Source organism: Pseudomonas sp. NPDC085632 (assembly GCF_044541255.1).
In the GTDB taxonomy this organism is placed as follows: Bacteria; Pseudomonadota; Gammaproteobacteria; order Pseudomonadales; family Pseudomonadaceae; genus Aquipseudomonas.
The window spans coordinates 348,727-364,633 of record NZ_JBITSX010000001.1; the positions used below are offsets into that span (position 1 = coordinate 348,727).

The following is a 15,907-nucleotide window of genomic DNA, read 5'->3' on the forward strand; positions in this document are numbered from 1 at the left end:
GCCGCCGCTGTTCCCGACACGTTCAGCCTTGGCTGCTTTAGTCGACTAACAAACTTTTCACATTCTCTTCGTAATACTCCGCCCCATTCTGGCCGTACCTTCGCGTACGGCCTCCGTTCGTCGGTTTCATGGATGTTCCGGCGGTGGTTGTAACGAATGAGCTGGAGCGCCGAATGGCATTGTTCAAACGCAGCAAAACGACTGCGACAGGTTTCGACTGGGCCGGTTTAATCTGGCTGTTTGTATTCTTCTGGTACTTCTCGGGTATCACCCAACTGCTGATCCAGCTGACCGGCACCTCCGGTTTCAGCGGCTTCCGTCAAGCATTCTTCATGAGCGCGCTGTGGCTGGCGCCCATGCTGCTCTTTCCCAAACGCACCAAAGTTCTTGCCGCCGTGATCGGCGTGGTGCTGTGGGCCTGCTCGATGGCCAGTCTGGGTTATTTCTTCATCTATCAGCAGGAATTCTCGCAAAGCGTCATCTTCATCATGTTCGAGTCGAACATCTCTGAAGCTGGCGAGTACATGACCCAGTACTTTGCCTGGTGGATGGTGCCGGCGTTCCTCGCCCATACCGTGTTCGCCTATTTCCTGTGGACACGCCTGCGCCCGGTGTACATGCCCCGAGGGCGTGCGCTGGTGGCCGCAACCGCGATCGTGATCGCTGTAGTCGGTTACCCGCTGGTCAAACAGACGCTGCGCATGGGCACCTTCGCGCAAGGCTTCGAAAAATTCGAAACCCGCATCGAGCCTGCAGTGCCATGGCAGATGGCTGTGGCTTATCACCGTTATCTGGACACCCTCGCTGACATGCAGGGCATGCTGCACAACGTGAGCAAGATCCCGCCGCTGAAGAACCTTCAGGACGCCTCGGCCGATCAGCCGAAGACTCTGGTGCTGGTGATCGGTGAGTCGACCAACCGTCAGCGCATGAGCCTCTACGGCTATCAGCGCAATACCACGCCGGAACTGGACAAGCTCAAGGATCAACTGGCGGTGTTCGATAACGTCGTCACCCCTCGCCCGTACACCATCGAGGCCCTGCAGCAGGTTCTGACCTTTGCTGATGAGGAAAGCCCGGATCTGTACCTGTCGACGCCGTCGCTGGTCAGCATGATGAAACAGGCCGGTTACAAGACCTTCTGGATCACCAACCAGCAGACCATGACCAAGCGCAACACCATGCTCACGACCTTCTCCGAACAGGCCGACGAGCAGGTGTACCTGAACAACAACCGCAACCAGAACGCCGCGCAATACGATGGCGACGTGATCGAGCCGTTCAACAAGGCGTTGGCTGACGCTGCTCCGCGCAAGCTGATCGTCGTGCATTTGCTCGGCACGCACATGAGCTACCAATACCGCTATCCGCCGACGTTCGACAAGTTCCAGGATCGCAACGGCGTGCCACCGGGTGTACGTGATGACCAGGTACCGACCTACAACAGCTACGACAACGCCGTGCTGTACAACGACTTTGTCGTTTCGAGCCTGATCAAGGACTACGCCAAATCCGATCCGAACGGTTTCCTGTTGTACCTCTCCGACCACGGTGAAGACGTGTTCGACTCGGTGGGCCACAAGACCTTGGGCCGCAACGAAAACAAACCGACCGCGCCGATGTACACCATCCCGTTCATGGCCTGGGCATCGCCGAAGTGGAAAGCCAACCACGACTGGAACTTCGCCGGCGACCTCGATCGCCCATACAGCAGTTCGCACCTGATCCACACCTGGGCGGATCTGGCCGGTTTGAGTTTCGATGAACTCGACCGCAGCAAGAGCCTGGTCAGCGACAGCTTCAAGGCGCGGCCATTGCTGATCGGCGACCCGTACCAGACCGATCAGCGCGCGCTGATCGACTTCAGCCTGATGAAGCCGAAAAAGCCCGATACAGCACCAGCGGGCGTCGCGCAGCAGTAACACCAGAAGGGGCCGAAACCGGCCCCTTTTTCATGGCCGCCGCTCGCGAAGGACTGATCGCCATACTCAGGGTGAGCAGTGCATTGCCATGGCGAATTTTTCGGAATTCGCTGGATCTTTTGCTTTTTGAGGTGTTATCAGGGACAGACCACCTTTCCCTTCAGGTCTTCGCGAGGCTTTTCGCCCTTTTAAACTGGAGTGTTTAAAAGACACCTCCAGACACGCCTTCCAGGCTACAAATTCTTGCGCCTTTGCCTACAGCTACGCCAGAATCCGCCGGCTTGTGCGCCTTGGGGTCGGGTTCTATTGTGGCTCGGTCGCTGATTGTTCAGTGATCGGGTTTAGCAGCCCGGGTTATCTCTAGACGCACAAGGTCCGTTGCCGTTATGGCGGCTTTGCGTGGGGCACTTCGGTGCGCCGGGTTCTAGAGTCCTGGTCTGCTAACCCGCGTACAGCCGCCACCTTCTTCGTTAGCAGCGAACGGTGGCAGCTTCACTACTCTAGAGGCTTTACCGATGATCAAACCAACGCCAAACCCACCCGAAACCGACCCCACCTCCCCCTACGAATCCCTCGATTCAAAAAAGCTCAACGACGCCGCCGAACGCGCCCTCGATCACTACCTCTGCCCACCCGGCTCCACGCCACCACCCCGTAAAACTCGCCGGATGTACGCCGTTACCGCAGACTTCAAAAACGAAGAGCTGCTGGCCGATGCCAGTGAAACCCTCGCTTCAGCCAGAACCATCGCCCATGACTTCGCCCACCTCATCCCCGCGTCACAGCGCAGGACGCTGTTGGGGATTGCGCAACTGATCATGCTGGGCGAACTGGCGGTGAATCGGGTGATGGATAATCTGGAGGTGCCGGGCTGAGAGGTCAGGCAAGCACCTGTGGCGAGGGGGTTGCTCCTCGACACAGTGGGCTTGATTAGGGCCAGACGGTTCTCCACTTTTTGGATCAAAAGATCGCAGCCTTCGACAGTTTCTACATAGATCGGTGTAGGAGCTGCCGAAGGCTGCGATCTTTTGCTTTTCAACACCGCTCCACCTACCACTCGTCGGCACCTGTCAGATCTGACAGGTGCGCTTCTTGAGTAATCGCGCTTTCATCATTCCTGCGGTTTCCCCCATGCAGGAGCGCATTGAATGAGCACAACCACAACCACCCTCGACAACACCGTTCTCGAACTTTACCCGCCCAAAATCAAGGGCCAGACCTCTCCGGTCGAGCCGAAGATTCTTGCGGATGTCGGTGTGCCGTTGGTGGCCTATGATCTGGTCACCGATGGCGACGGTGCGCATGTCGAGGTCGACCCACCGCCCAGCGGTCAAATGCAGGCTCGCGATGAGATGAAGCTATGGCTCAAGGGTGAAACCGCAGTGCTGGACAGCAAAATCATTGTGGATCCCGATGCGTCGACGGCCTTGCGCATTCCCAAAGGGCGACTGCATCCGGATAAGGTCAACGAGCTGTTTTACACAATTGAACGCAACAGCGGGAACGTGGGTACGTCCTTGAGTCTGCGCGTGCTCTACAACCGCATCCGCCCCGGCCTCAAGGATCGCTATGACAGTCCTGGTGGTCATTCCGAACTCAAACTGGACTTGTCCGAGCTGATTCGCAACGGCGTTGGCCCGGGTTTCGTCAGCGCGCAGGTCTGCGTGAGTTATCCCTATTGTCGGGCCTACGACCGCATTACCCTCAAGTGCAATGGCGAGTTAATGCACGTCAACGTGGCCGCGAATCAGGCACCGCAGCCACCGAACCCGGGCTCGGAAACGCCGATCACGATTTGTTTCACCGTCACCCGTGCCTATCTAGAGCTGGCAAAACGGGAAGATCAGAACCTGATTTTCTCCTTCACCGTTACCGATCAGCTCGGCAACGGCCCGGACACCGATGCTCCGTGGTCGCCACCGCAAACCGTGGCTGAGGATCTCGACGGCAAGTTATTGCCCAAGGCAATCCTGCGGGAGATTGAAAACGATACGTCGGATGATCCGGAAATCATCGACTTGGAAAAACTCGGAAATAACAACCTGACCGTGGCGATCCTGACGTCGGACGCTCGCTTTCAAGTCGGCGACAAGATTGAAGCCCTCTACACCGCAAGCCGAGTCGGGCTTTCAGACATCACCGAGCGGCTCAGCGGCACCGTGGAGAAAGGCGTTTTCGAACCGAAGGCCCCCTGCATTCTGAAGGTGACCAACGCCAAAGTCGTTGCGGACAGCATCGTGACGGTGATTTACGAGCTATTCAGGTCAACCGATCCGGTGGGCAAATCCAACATCGCCAGGGCAACAGTAACCGGCGCGTACATGGAACTGAAACCCGCCGGCGTGCAGCAAGCCAACGGCAACACATTGGCGCCCATGGCCGCGGTTTCCAGACTCACCATCGTCGTGCCGCAAGGCGCCACCCTCCCCACCGACCGGCTTAGCGTTAGCTGGATCCCCAAACCCGGCACCCACGCTGAAGGCTCATTCACCAGCGATCCACGGCCGCTCAGCGAGATTGGTCTCAGCATCGATATTCCGCCGGCTGTATTGGCCTTTTGTCTGGGCGGCAAAGTGACCGTCAGTTACACCATTACCCGTGGCAACGGCCAGCCACAACCGTCAGATCCGTTCGTCCTCAATGTGCAGGAACTGCCGCAGGCAGAACTCCTCGCCCCTCGTTTGAAGGAAGCGAGCGACGCGGGTGAAGGCACGGAACTGAACCTGTCCGAGCTGACGCCTGAAGGCAAAATGTGGTTTTCAGGCTTCCCCTTCAATGCGGTGGGGCAATATGTCTGGTTGCTGTTCAAGGGCACTAATGCCGACGGCTCGTCTTATGAGAAATACATCTGGGCGGCACCGTTTGCCTTCGTCAATGATGACTGGGTGAGGAATGGTTACTTTGAAGCAACCGCACCTTATGCGGATTTGAAAGGGTTGAAGCATGGGATGCCACTGACCATGGAGATGTGGGTGGCGTTTGGGAAGAGTCAGGATCTGGGGTTGGCGAAGCGGTTCATGGTGCGTACTTATGCGATTAAGGCGACGCCGACGCTTGAAATAGATACGACCCCAATGGTGCTTGATGGTTACCAGTTATACCCGGCAGCAGCCCCAAACAGCCCACCCTTCGAGAAAACAGCTTATGTGCATCCTGATGCTCAGCGGACTCGAGAAGCGGCAGGCGGGGTTCTACCTTATCAATACAGTTCGTCAAACCTTAGCGTTGCTTCCGTTGATCCTGATACCGGCCATGTAGTTTCGAATGGAGTAGGAGATGCACGTATTATTGTCAGGGATCTGTTGGGCACGACGGCTAGTTACGAGGTTATCTGCAAAAATGTATATGAACTGGTGTGTAGCCCACATACCTCTTACCATTACCAGGCCGGTCCGTGGGTGGCATCTGTCGGTGCACAACTATTCCCGTTTCATTTTGCAACGACCTCAACAGAACCATTCGCCTTGGTTACTTGCTATAGCTTTGAATATTTAGGCCCTAATACTCTCTTATACTGGTACAGATCACAGTCAGCCACGGATTGGATCCCTGTATGCGGGCCCACTAGACAAAGAGCATATTGGCATGAACCCCCTTATGTCGCCGGGATTAACTCTATAGGGCAATATGCGAATACCTGGATGTTTCCCACATTGGGGTATCGCCCCAGAATTGGAAATAAAAATCCTTAATTTTTCTTAACGCCCAACCATTGATGAGCACTCAAACACCTCCTTAAAGCTGTCTAAAGCTGCGATCTTCTGCTTTTGACAAACTGGCGAAAATTAGCCGGAGTCGGACCTGCCCGGGAACGGATGCCGTCCCCAACCGGGTTTGAAGCCCCAGAGAAAAGTAGAGAGCGAAAAGGAGACAGATTTATTTAACCCGTGATTTAAACAGCGAGGCTTGACCGAGATTTTTCTGCTGACCGGGATGGCCCTTTCGCGAGCAAGCTCGCTCCCACAGGGAAACGCATTCCAAATGTGGGAGTGAGCTTGCTCACAAAGGGGCCAGTGAAGTCAGTACAAATCGCCTTTTAAACTCAGGTGTTTAAAAGACACCTCCAGACACGCCTTTCAGGCTACAAATCCTTGCGCCTTTGCCTACAGCTACGCCAGAATCCGCCGGCTTGTGCGCTTTGGGGTCGGGTTCTATTGTGGTGCGGTCGCTGACGAATCAGCGATCGGGTTTAGCAGCTCGGCAATTTTCAAGGCACGCGAGTACTGCCATTACGTTATGGCGGCTTTGCGTGGGGCACTTCGGTGCGCCGGGATCCTTGAGCCTGGTCTGCTAACCCGCGTACAGCCGCCACCCTATCCGTTTAGCAGCGATGGATGACGGCTCCACATCTCAAGGAGCTACACCATGATCAAACCAACCCCCAACCCACCCGAAACCGATCTCGCTTCCCCCTACGAATCCCTCGATTCGAAAAAGCTAAACGACGCCGCCGAACGCGCGCTCGATCACTACCTCTGCCCACCCGGCTCCACGCCACCGCCGCGTAAAACCCGCCGGATGTACGCCGTCACCGCCGACTTCAAAAACGAGGAACTGCTGGCCGATGCCAGCGAAACCCTCGCTTCAACCAGAACCATTGCCCATGACTTCGCTCACCTCATACCCGCGTCGCAGCGCAGGACGCTTTTGGGGATTGCGCAATTGATCATGCTCGGCGAGCTGGCGGTGAATCGGGTGTTGGATAATCTGGAGGTGCCGCAGTAGCGGGCCTCGATGATCGTTCCCACGCTCTGCGTGGGAATGCAGCCCGGGACGCTCCGCGTCCCTTCCGAAGCCGAACGCGGAGCGTCCGTTGAGGCATTCCCACGCGGAGCGTGGGAACGATCAAACGATCAACATCGGCACGATCTTTTGCTTTTTGAAAACTGGCGGAAGGCAGCCGGAGTCGAACCTGCCCGGGAACGGATGCCGTCCCCAACCGGGTTTGAAGCCCGGCCGCGCCACCGGGCGCGATTACCTTCCTTGAACTCATTGGGCGTCGGCGTGGGCCAGCGCGTTGTCGGGGCGGATCTGGCGGGATTCGCCGAGGCGTCGGGTCAGGCCGATGCGGTCGAAATATTCCAGGTACTGAATGCAGCGTTTGCGTCCCAAGCCTAGCGCATCGCGGAAGGTTGTCACCTGGATCTGAGGATTTTCCTTGGCGAGCTTCAGGAGCACGTCTGCCATTTGGCGCAGTCGCACGTCGCTCAAAAACAAATCGCGTACCACTTGATGCATCAGCCCGAGCCGCGCCAGTTTGCGCAGCAGCAGGCGCACGACCGCATCGTCTTGGCCAAGCATTTTCGCGATGTCGCGTACCCACGGCGGGTCGAATCCGGCGTTTTCGAACAGCGGTTGTAATGCCAGCCAGAGGCTTTCGTCCTCGGCATTCAGGCGCACCTGATGATCCGGCAGGTGCAGCCAAGGCCCGCTCGCCTGCACCGATCCGGCCGCGATCAACTCGTCCAGCAAACTGACAAACGTCGAACGTTCCAGCGCCAACCCACTGAAGCGCCGCAAGCGATCGCGATCGGGGCCCATCTGGTCGGGTTCCAGTTCATGGAACTGCGCGAGTTGTTCCAACAGAGTGAATTTCAGTTGAGCCCAACGCTGCACGTTAAACAGCACCGGGCCTTGGCGGGTGTCGATCAGGCGCACGTTTTCGGCTAACGCCCAGGTTGAGCGCGGACGATTGAACTGACGTTCAAGGCGCAGCGGGCCGAGGCCGCCCGCGCTGTAGTTGAGCAACACGGGCAAAACCTGTTCGAACTCGTCGCCCGAGACCAAGGTGCGCAGTTGCTCCAGACGTTCCGGGCTACGACGTTGTCGCGCCGGGGCGAACGGGTCGAGGACCTGACCGCCGCCCAAGGTGCGTTGCGCACTCTGATCACGCAGGATCAGTCGATCACCTTTCACCGCGTGCACCGGCGCATTGATCAGCAGTTGCGCGAACATGCGCTCGCCGGGACTCAGGCGCGGACCTTCGAGCAAGGCCACCCGGGCAATCACATCCTGAGTGCCGAGGTGCACGTGCACCGGGTGAAAGTGTTCGAAGGTGCGCTCACCGGGCAGCAGTTGAAAGTCGATGTCGACCCGTTGCGTCGGCGCGTGCAGCCACTCGCTAAGCAACCACTGGCCACGATGGATCTGCGCCAGTTCGAGGCGTTCGCCGGTCAGGTTCAACGCCACTCGCTGGCCGGCGAAGGCTTGCTCGGCAGGTTGATTCTGCGCATGCAAGCCGCGCACTCGCACGGTTTTGCCGGATGGCCCGAGGATGAGTTTGTCGCCGACAGCCACCATGCCCGACAACGCAGTCCCGGTGACCACAATGCCCGCACCGGCCACGCTGAACGCGCGGTCGATGGCCAAGCGAAAACCACCTTCACGGCTGCGTTCTTGCACTTCACTTTGCGTCTGCAGCAACACCTCGCGCAGTGCCTCAATGCCCTGCCCGCTCAGGCTCGATACGGTCAGGATCGGCGCCTCGGCAAACGGCCCCGGTGCAAGAAGATCCAGCACCTGACGCTGCACTTCTTCCACCCTGCCCGCTTCGACCCGGTCGCACTTGGTGATCGCCACCAACGCGCGGGGGATGCCGAGCAATTGGACAATCGCCAGATGCTCGCGGGTTTGCGGCATCACGCCGTCATCGGCGGCGACCACCAGCAACACCAGATCGATGCCTTGGGCGCCAGCGAGCATGTTGTGGGTGAATTTCTCGTGGCCGGGGACGTCGATAAACCCGGTCAACCCCGCGCCGGGCTCGAGTTCGGCATAGAGATAGCCAAGGTCGATGGTCATCCCGCGTTCGCGTTCCTGCGGGCGGCGGTCGCCGGTTTGTCCGGTCAGGGTTTGCAGCAGTGATGTCTTGCCGTGGTCGATGTGCCCCGCCGTGCCGACGATCACGGGGCGACCTGCAAGTGCGATAACTGCGCGAGCCACGCCGGCTCATCGTCGAGCTGACGCAGATCCAGCCACAGGGCATCGTCATCAATGCGCCCGAGCACCGGGATCGGCAAGGCGCGCAACGCCGCTTCCAAATTCAGCAGGCAATGCCCGCGCAAACGCTTGGAGACTTGCGGGCGCATACACAATGCCGCACTCGGCAAACGCGCGACCGGTTGGCTGCCGCTGCCGATCATGCCCAAGGCCTCAACTGCACTGACCTGCCAGCGCTCACCCAACAACTCAGCCATCAACGGCTGCAAACGTAAGGCCTGGGCGAAGATGTCGGCTTGCGGGCGGGTCAGCAGGCGCAGACTCGGCAGACGTTCAGCGAGGCGATCAGGATCGCGATACAAACCCAGCACCGCCTCCAGCGCCGCCAAGGTCAACTTGTCCACGCGCAAAGCGCGTTTCAACGGGTTCTTCTTGATCTTCGCGATCAGCTCTTTGCGCCCGACGATCAACCCGGCCTGCGGGCCGCCGAGCAATTTATCGCCGCTGAACGTGACGATATCCGCGCCATCCAGCAGCGCCTGACGCACCGTCGGTTCCGCCGGCAACCCCCAGCGCGTCAGATCCAACAGACTGCCGCTGCCCAGATCCTCCAGCAACGGCAAGCCATGTCGATGAGCCAACTCGGCCAATTCCGCGGTCGGCACGCGGGCGGTAAAACCTTCGATGCTGTAGTTGCTCGCGTGCACACGCATGATCAAACCGCTGCGTGGGCTGATCGCCGCTTCATAGTCACGGGCATGGGTACGATTGGTCGTGCCGACTTCGTGCAGGCGCACACCGGCGCGGGCCATGATGTCGGGGATGCGGAAGGCGCCGCCGATCTCGATCAGCTCGCCACGGGAAATGATGCCTTCCTTGCGCGCGCCGAGACTGTTGAGCGTCAGCAGCACAGCGGCGGCATTATTGTTGACCACGGTGACGGCTTCGGCGCCGGTCAGTTCGCGGATCAGACCTTCAATCAGATCATCGCGATCACCGCGTTTGCCGCTGGCCAGATCGAACTCCAGATTGAGCGGATAACGCGCGGCCATTTGCACCGCGTCGATGGCTTCGTCGGGCAACAAGGCACGGCCCAGATTGGTGTGCAGGACGGTGCCGGTGAGGTTGAACACTCGGCGTACGTTGCTTCTCTGTTGCTGGGCCAGACGTTCACCGACGCGGCCGGCGAGCACTTCGGGGCTGACTTCGACGGCGGATAATTGCCCGTTTAAGACGCCGGGCCGCAATTCATCGAGCAACTGCCGCAAATTCGCCAGCAGCGACTCACGCCCGTGACGCTCAAGCAAAGGCACACACGCCGGGTGACGCAACAAACCATCAATGGAAGGTAACCGCAGGGACATCAGCCACTCCTGGAGACAGATCACTGCGCAAGAGTGTAGACCCTGCTGTCACTCGTCTCCCGGAGCCAGCAACAGATTCGGTGCCAGACGCTGATAGCCGTCCTGCGCCAGACGCATGTCCAACAGCAGACTGCTCAAATCCGCCGACAATGCCTCCGCATCGGCATCGTTTTCCAGATACACCAGTTTCAGATAACTGTTACAGCCCGGACAGACCTCCGCCCTGATCGGCGCCTGATTGGCAGCATGGCGATCATCCTCAAGGCTGAAATAATCCAGACCTTTGCTCGATTCGCAATACACGCACTTGACCCGCACCACATGCCATTCGCAGGCGCACAGCGAACACACCAGATAACGCAAGCCGTTGTGCTTGCCGCGATGGCGGATCACCCCGGCCATGGCCGGTGAACCGCACGCTGGGCATTGGCTGAGGCTGTCGCCGGGTTTGAGGTGCAGATTCGGCGCGCTCAGCAACCAATGACTCCAGGCCACTTGCAGCGCCGCGCCGAGAAACGGCACCAGTTGCGCCGGCACCATTGAATATTGACCACTGACCAACGCCACGGCCCACGCGCGCAACTGGCCGGCACTGGCTGAGCGCAAGGTGTCCACCGCATCAATAACGGCGGGTTGTTCAACCGGCGCATAGCGTTTCAATAAAGCCTCGAGATAAGCGTGCCAGCCCTCTTCACGCACCAACGTGTCGGCAGCAAATGGCGGCAAACCATGCTGCTGGCAAGCCTCGATCCGTTGCTGGTCAAACGGAGCCGTCAACGGCGGATCGTCGAATACCTGTTGCTGAACCCGGCACAACCCGGCGATCAGTCGCAAGTATTCGGCCAACGGGTGCCCTTGCGCCAAAAACTCTAGACGATCAGCCCGCAGCGCAAACAGATTCGAAGGCGGCAGATGCAGAAACGGCGGCGAACTGGCCGCCGCTTCGATTTCCCCAGGTTCCAGAATGGTTGGCAAACGTCAGCCCTTTTTGGTAATCGGTCGCTCCGGCACGTCCGCTTGACGCTCATCGCGGGTGATCTCGCGATACCAGAGTTCATGGTGTTTCTTCGCCCAGGCGCGACTCACCCAGCCGTGCATCATCGCGTCGACCGAACCCTTGATCCACAGCCCGGCGTAGATGTGAACGATGATGCTCAGCACCAGAATAAACCCGGCCAACGCATGCAACAGCATCGCCCAGCGAATCACGGTGATGCCGAAATACGCACTGAAATACGCACGCCAGATCACCAGCCCGGTGAACAGCAAACCGAGCATGCACACCAGTAAAGTCCAGAACAGCAGCTTCTGCCCGGCGTTATATTTGCCGACTGGCGGCACGCTTTCTTCATCGTTGACCAGCACCCGGTCGATGCGGCGCATCCATTTCCAGTCGTTGTCGATAAAGAAGTTCGCACGCCAGAAGCGGAACACCAGGCCGAGGAACAACACAAACATCGCCACACCCATGAACGGATGCAGAATCCGCGTCCACGGCCCGCCGCCGAACAGGTTGCTCAACCAGAACAGCGACGGATGAAACAACGCCAGCCCGGACAGCCCGGCCATGAAAAACAGGATCGCTACCAGCCAGTGATTGGTGCGCTGGTTGGCGGTGTAACGCAGGATCGTCTTGTTGCTCATGGCCGGTCCTCCCCGCGTGGATCGAAGGTGTGCACCGCCGGATCGACAACGTGCACCGAGGTGTCGGGTGGTGTTGGGTGTTCGTCCTCTTCCACCCGGTTCGGGCCGATGCGCACGTAATGGAAGAACCCGGCCAGTACCGCCGCGCCCATGGCCAGCAGGCCTAAGGGTTTGCTGATGCCTTTCCACAAACCCACCAACGGACTGATCGCCGGATCCTGCGGCAGGTTGGCGTAGATGGTTGGCGTGTCGGCATGGTGCAACACGTACATCACATGGGTGCCGCCAACGCCTGCCGGGTCATACAGACCGGCGTTTTCGAAGCCACGGCTTTTCAGGTCGACGATGCGTTCGGCGGCGTGTTCCTTCATGTCTTCCTTGGTGCCGAAGACGATAGCGCCCGTCGGACAGGTTTTCACACAGGCCGGTTCCAGCCCTACCGCGACCCGATCCGAACACAAGGTGCATTTGTAGGCCTTGTGATCTTTCTGCGAAATGCGCGGAATGTTGAACGGGCAACCGGTGATGCAATAGCCGCAGCCGATGCAGTGATCCTGATCGAAATCGACGATGCCATTGGCGTGCTTGATGATCGCGCCGGGGCTCGGGCACGCCGCCAGACAGCCGGGCTCGGCGCAGTGCATGCAGCCGTCCTTGCGGATCAGCCATTCGAGGTTGCCGGCGTCGGTTTCGTGCTCGGTGAAGCGCATCAATGTCCAGGTTTCTGCGCTCAAGTCTTGCGGGTTGTCGTAGGTGCCGTGGTTGTGGCCGACCTCGTCGCGCAACTCGTTCCATTCCGAGCAGGCGACCTGGCAGGCCTTGCAGCCGATGCATTTGGTGGTGTCGATCAGCTTGGCGACGGCCTCCTGATTCCTCACCGATGGCGGCACCGTGGTGGTGGCCGAGCGGGCAATGATGTCTTGGCTGGCCATTTAAAGATTCTCCATCAGAGCTTCTCCACGTTGACCAGGAATGACTTGGATTCCGGGGTCTGTGTGTTGCCATCGCCGAGGAACGGCACCAGGGTGTTGGTCAGGTAACCGTGACGCGTCAGGCCGGTGAAGCCCCAGTGCAGCGGGATGCCGATCTGATGCACGACCTGGCCGTTGACCTGCAACGGCCGGATTCTTTTCGTCACCACTGCCACCGCTTCGATAAAGCCGCGTTTGCAACTGACGCGCACCCGATCTCCGGCAGCAATGCCCTTCTCCTTCGCCAGCACTTCGCCGATTTCCACAAACTGCTCAGGCTGGGCAATCGCGTTCAACTTGCAGTGCTTGCTCCAGAAGTGGAAATGCTCGGTGAGCCGGTAACTGGTGCCGGCGTACGGGAAGTCCTTGGCCTCGCCGAGGGTTTCCCAGACCGAATCGAAGATCCGCGCCGCCGGGTTGCTGGTGGCTTTCTTGTTTTGCGGGTGCAACGGGTTGATACCGATCGGCGTTTCGAACGGCTCGTAGTGCTCGGGGAATGGCCCTTCGTTCATCTTGTCGACGGCGAAGAACCGCGCGACGCCTTCGGGGTTCATGATGAACGGGTTCATCCCGGCTTCCGGCGGTACATCAGCCTTGTAGTCCGGCACATCGGTGCCGGTCCAGGCCTTGCCGTTCCACCACACCAGGCGTTTTTTCGGATCCCACGGTTTGCCGGCGACGTCCGCCGAAGCACGGTTGTAGAGAATCCGCCGGTTGGCCGGCCACGCCCACGCCCATCCCAAATGCTGGTGCATGCCATACGGATCGGCGTTGTCGCGTCGGGCCATCTGATTGCCGGCTTCGGTCCAGCTGCCGGCGAAAATCCAGCAACCAGACGCGGTGCTGCCGTCATCCTTGAGCAAGCCGAATCCGGCGAGTTGCGAGCCTGCTTTCACTGCAACACCGGTGGCATCGGTGAAATCGGCGACAGCGCTGCCGTTGATTTCCTTGGCCAGCTCCTCCGGCGAAGGCTCGTCGGGGATCTTGTACGGCCACGACAATTTCAACAGCGGATCGGCGAATTTACCGCCCTCGGCCTGATAACGCTTGCGCAGGCGCAGGAACAGTTCGGCCATGATGCGGATGTCGGTTTGCGCTTCGCCCGGGCCATCGGCGCCTTTCCAGTGCCATTGCAGCCAGCGGCTGCTGTTGACCAGCGAGCCGTCCTCTTCGGCAAAACAGGTGGTGGGCAGGCGAATGACTTCAGTCTGGATCTCCGCGCTTTTCACATCGTTGTACGGCCCGACGTTGTGCCAGAATTCCGAGGTCTCGGTGGCCAGCGGGTCCATCACCACTAGCCACTTCAGCTTGGCCAGTGCGCCCATCACGCGGTTCTTGTCCGGCAGCGCGGCGATCGGGTTGAAGCCTTGGCAGAAGTAGCCGTTGACCTTGCCCTGGCTCATCAGGTCGAACATTTTCAGGACGTCGTAGTTGGGGATGTCGAGTTTCGGCAAATGGTCGTAGCACCAATTGTTCTCGACGGTGGCGTTGGCGCCGTACCACGACTTCATCAGGCTGACGTGGAATTTGCTGTAGTTCTGCCAGTACGACAGTTGCCCCGGACGCAGCGGCACTTGCGTACGTTTGTGAATGAACTGGGTGTAATCCTGCTCGCTGTCGCTGCCCAGTGTCAGGTAGCCCGGCAATGCATTGGAGAGCAAGCCAAGGTCGGTCAGGCCCTGAATGTTCGAGTGACCGCGCAAGGCGTTCACACCGCCGCCGGGCATGCCGACGTTGCCCAAAAGCAGTTGCACCATCGCCGCGCTGCGGATGATCTGCGCACCGATCGAGTGCTGTGTCCAGCCCAAGGCGTAAAGAATCGTCATGGTCTTGCCCGGGATCGAGCAAGTGGCGATCTCTTCCCAGATTTTCTGCATGGCATCGACCGGCATCCCGCAAATCTGGCTGGCGAGGTCGATGTTGTAACGACTGTAATGCACCTTCATCAGTTGATAGACACAGCGCGGGTGTTGCAGGGTCGGATCGACTTTGGCAAAGCCGTCGTCGCCCATCTCGTAACCCCAGCCGGATTTGTCGGTGTAACTGCGCTTGGCCACGTCGTAGCCGCTGAAGATACCGTCTTCGAAGCCGTAGCCTTCTTTGACGATGAACGACACGTCGGTGTAATTGCGCACGTACTCGTGCTGGATCTTGTCCTCGGTCAGCAGGTAATTGATCAAACCGCCCATGAAGGCGATGTCGGTGCCGGTGCGGATCGGCGCGTAGTAATCGGCCACCGAAGCGGTCCGGGTAAAACGCGGATCGACCACGATCAGGCGCGCGGCGTTATGCGCCTTGGCCTCGGTCACCCATTTGAAGCCGCACGGATGCGCTTCTGCGGCGTTGCCACCCATCACCAGGATCAGATTCGCGTTGGCGATATCGGTCCAGGTATTGGTCATGGCACCACGGCCGTACGTCGGGGCAAGACTTGCCACCGTCGGGCCGTGTCAGACACGCGCCTGGTTATCGAACCCCAGCATGCCGAGACTGCGAATCACCTTCTGGGTGATGTAACCGGCTTCGTTGGACGCTGCCGAGGCCGCGAGGAACCCGGTGCTCAGCCAGCGATTCACCGTTTGCCCGTTGGCATTTTTCTCGATGAAGTTGGCGTCGCGGTCGACTTTCATCAGGTCGACGATGCGGTCGAGCGCTTCGTCCCAACTGATCCGCGTCCATTCACTGCTGCCCGGTTTGCGCGTTTGCGGGTAGAGCAAACGGCCGGGGCTGTGAATGAAGTCGAGAAGACCTGCGCCTTTCGGGCAGAGGGTGCCGCGGTTGACCGGGTGGTCGGCGTCGCCCTCGATGTGAATGATGCTTTGCGCTACGTTCTTCGCGGTATCGCCCTGGCTGTACATGATCAAACCGCAGCCGACCGAGCAATACGGGCAGGTGTTGCGGGTTTCATGGGTGTGGGCAAGCTTGAAGTGGCGCACCTGCTCGGCGAAGGCCAGCGTCGGGGCCATGCCCAACGCGCCCAGGCTCGAGCCTGCAAGGCCGATACCGGCGACCTTGAAGAACTGACGACGGCTGAGATCCATCGTGCACTCCTGATCAGGTGGAACCC

The 15,907-nt window shown here is 59.3% G+C and carries 10 protein-coding genes and 1 tRNA gene; 4 read left to right on the forward strand and 7 right to left on the reverse strand.

The genetic code is table 11. The annotated features are described in order from the left end of the window. The first annotated feature begins 173 nt into the window (after nt 1–173). From ACIF4X_RS01500 to ACIF4X_RS01515, 4 genes are all read left to right on the forward strand, one after another. Nucleotides 174–1,922: a phosphoethanolamine transferase CptA gene (locus ACIF4X_RS01500; protein WP_397480639.1), complete on the forward strand. Its 1,749-nt coding sequence runs from the start codon at nt 174–176 to the stop codon at nt 1,920–1,922. 515 nt (nt 1,923–2,437) lie between these two features. Beyond that, nucleotides 2,438–2,797, forward strand: a complete 360-nt coding sequence (locus tag ACIF4X_RS01505) for a DUF6124 family protein (RefSeq protein ID WP_397480640.1) — start codon at nt 2,438–2,440, stop codon at nt 2,795–2,797. Nucleotides 2,798–3,070: 273 nt separating this feature from the next. After that, nucleotides 3,071–5,614, forward strand: coding sequence for a hypothetical protein (locus ACIF4X_RS01510; RefSeq protein ID WP_397480641.1), 2,544 nt, complete (start codon nt 3,071–3,073; stop codon nt 5,612–5,614). 673 nt (nt 5,615–6,287) lie between these two features. After that, complete coding sequence (locus ACIF4X_RS01515; RefSeq protein WP_397480642.1) at nt 6,288–6,647, forward strand: DUF6124 family protein; 360 nt, start codon at nt 6,288–6,290, stop codon at nt 6,645–6,647. 162 nt (nt 6,648–6,809) lie between these two features. On the opposite strand, the gene ACIF4X_RS01520 is transcribed toward ACIF4X_RS01515, so the two are convergent. The 7 genes from ACIF4X_RS01520 to fdnG all read right to left on the reverse strand — a co-directional run bounded on the left by ACIF4X_RS01520 (nt 6,810) and on the right by fdnG (nt 15,881). Next, a tRNA-Sec gene (locus tag ACIF4X_RS01520) sits at nt 6,810–6,905 on the reverse strand. 6 nt (nt 6,906–6,911) lie between these two features. Continuing rightward, the gene (selB, locus tag ACIF4X_RS01525) at nt 6,912–8,828 is read right to left on the reverse strand and encodes a selenocysteine-specific translation elongation factor (RefSeq protein ID WP_397480713.1); all 1,917 of its coding nucleotides are present in this window, start codon (nt 8,826–8,828) and stop codon (nt 6,912–6,914) included. Further along, nucleotides 8,825–10,228 carry an L-seryl-tRNA(Sec) selenium transferase gene (selA, locus tag ACIF4X_RS01530; RefSeq protein WP_397480714.1) on the reverse strand — a complete coding sequence of 468 codons (1,404 nt, stop codon included), beginning with the start codon at nt 10,226–10,228 and terminating at the stop codon, nt 8,825–8,827. The genes selB and selA overlap by 4 nt, the downstream gene beginning before the upstream one ends. A 45-nt stretch (nt 10,229–10,273) precedes the next feature. Continuing rightward, nucleotides 10,274–11,200, reverse strand: a complete 927-nt coding sequence (fdhE, locus tag ACIF4X_RS01535; RefSeq protein ID WP_397480643.1) for a formate dehydrogenase accessory protein FdhE — start codon at nt 11,198–11,200, stop codon at nt 10,274–10,276. A gap of 3 nt (nt 11,201–11,203) precedes the next feature. Beyond that, a complete protein-coding gene (locus ACIF4X_RS01540) occupies nt 11,204–11,869 on the reverse strand; it encodes a formate dehydrogenase subunit gamma (RefSeq protein ID WP_397480644.1) in 666 nt (221 codons plus the stop codon). Next, nucleotides 11,866–12,801 carry a formate dehydrogenase subunit beta gene (fdxH, locus tag ACIF4X_RS01545; RefSeq protein ID WP_008082738.1) on the reverse strand — a complete coding sequence of 312 codons (936 nt, stop codon included), beginning with the start codon at nt 12,799–12,801 and terminating at the stop codon, nt 11,866–11,868. Before fdxH ends, ACIF4X_RS01540 begins: the two co-directional genes overlap by 4 nt. 14 nt (nt 12,802–12,815) lie before the next feature. After that, the gene (gene fdnG / locus ACIF4X_RS01550) at nt 12,816–15,881 is read right to left on the reverse strand and encodes a formate dehydrogenase-N subunit alpha (RefSeq protein ID WP_397480645.1); all 3,066 of its coding nucleotides are present in this window, start codon (nt 15,879–15,881) and stop codon (nt 12,816–12,818) included. Between the last annotated feature and the right edge of the window lie 26 nt (nt 15,882–15,907).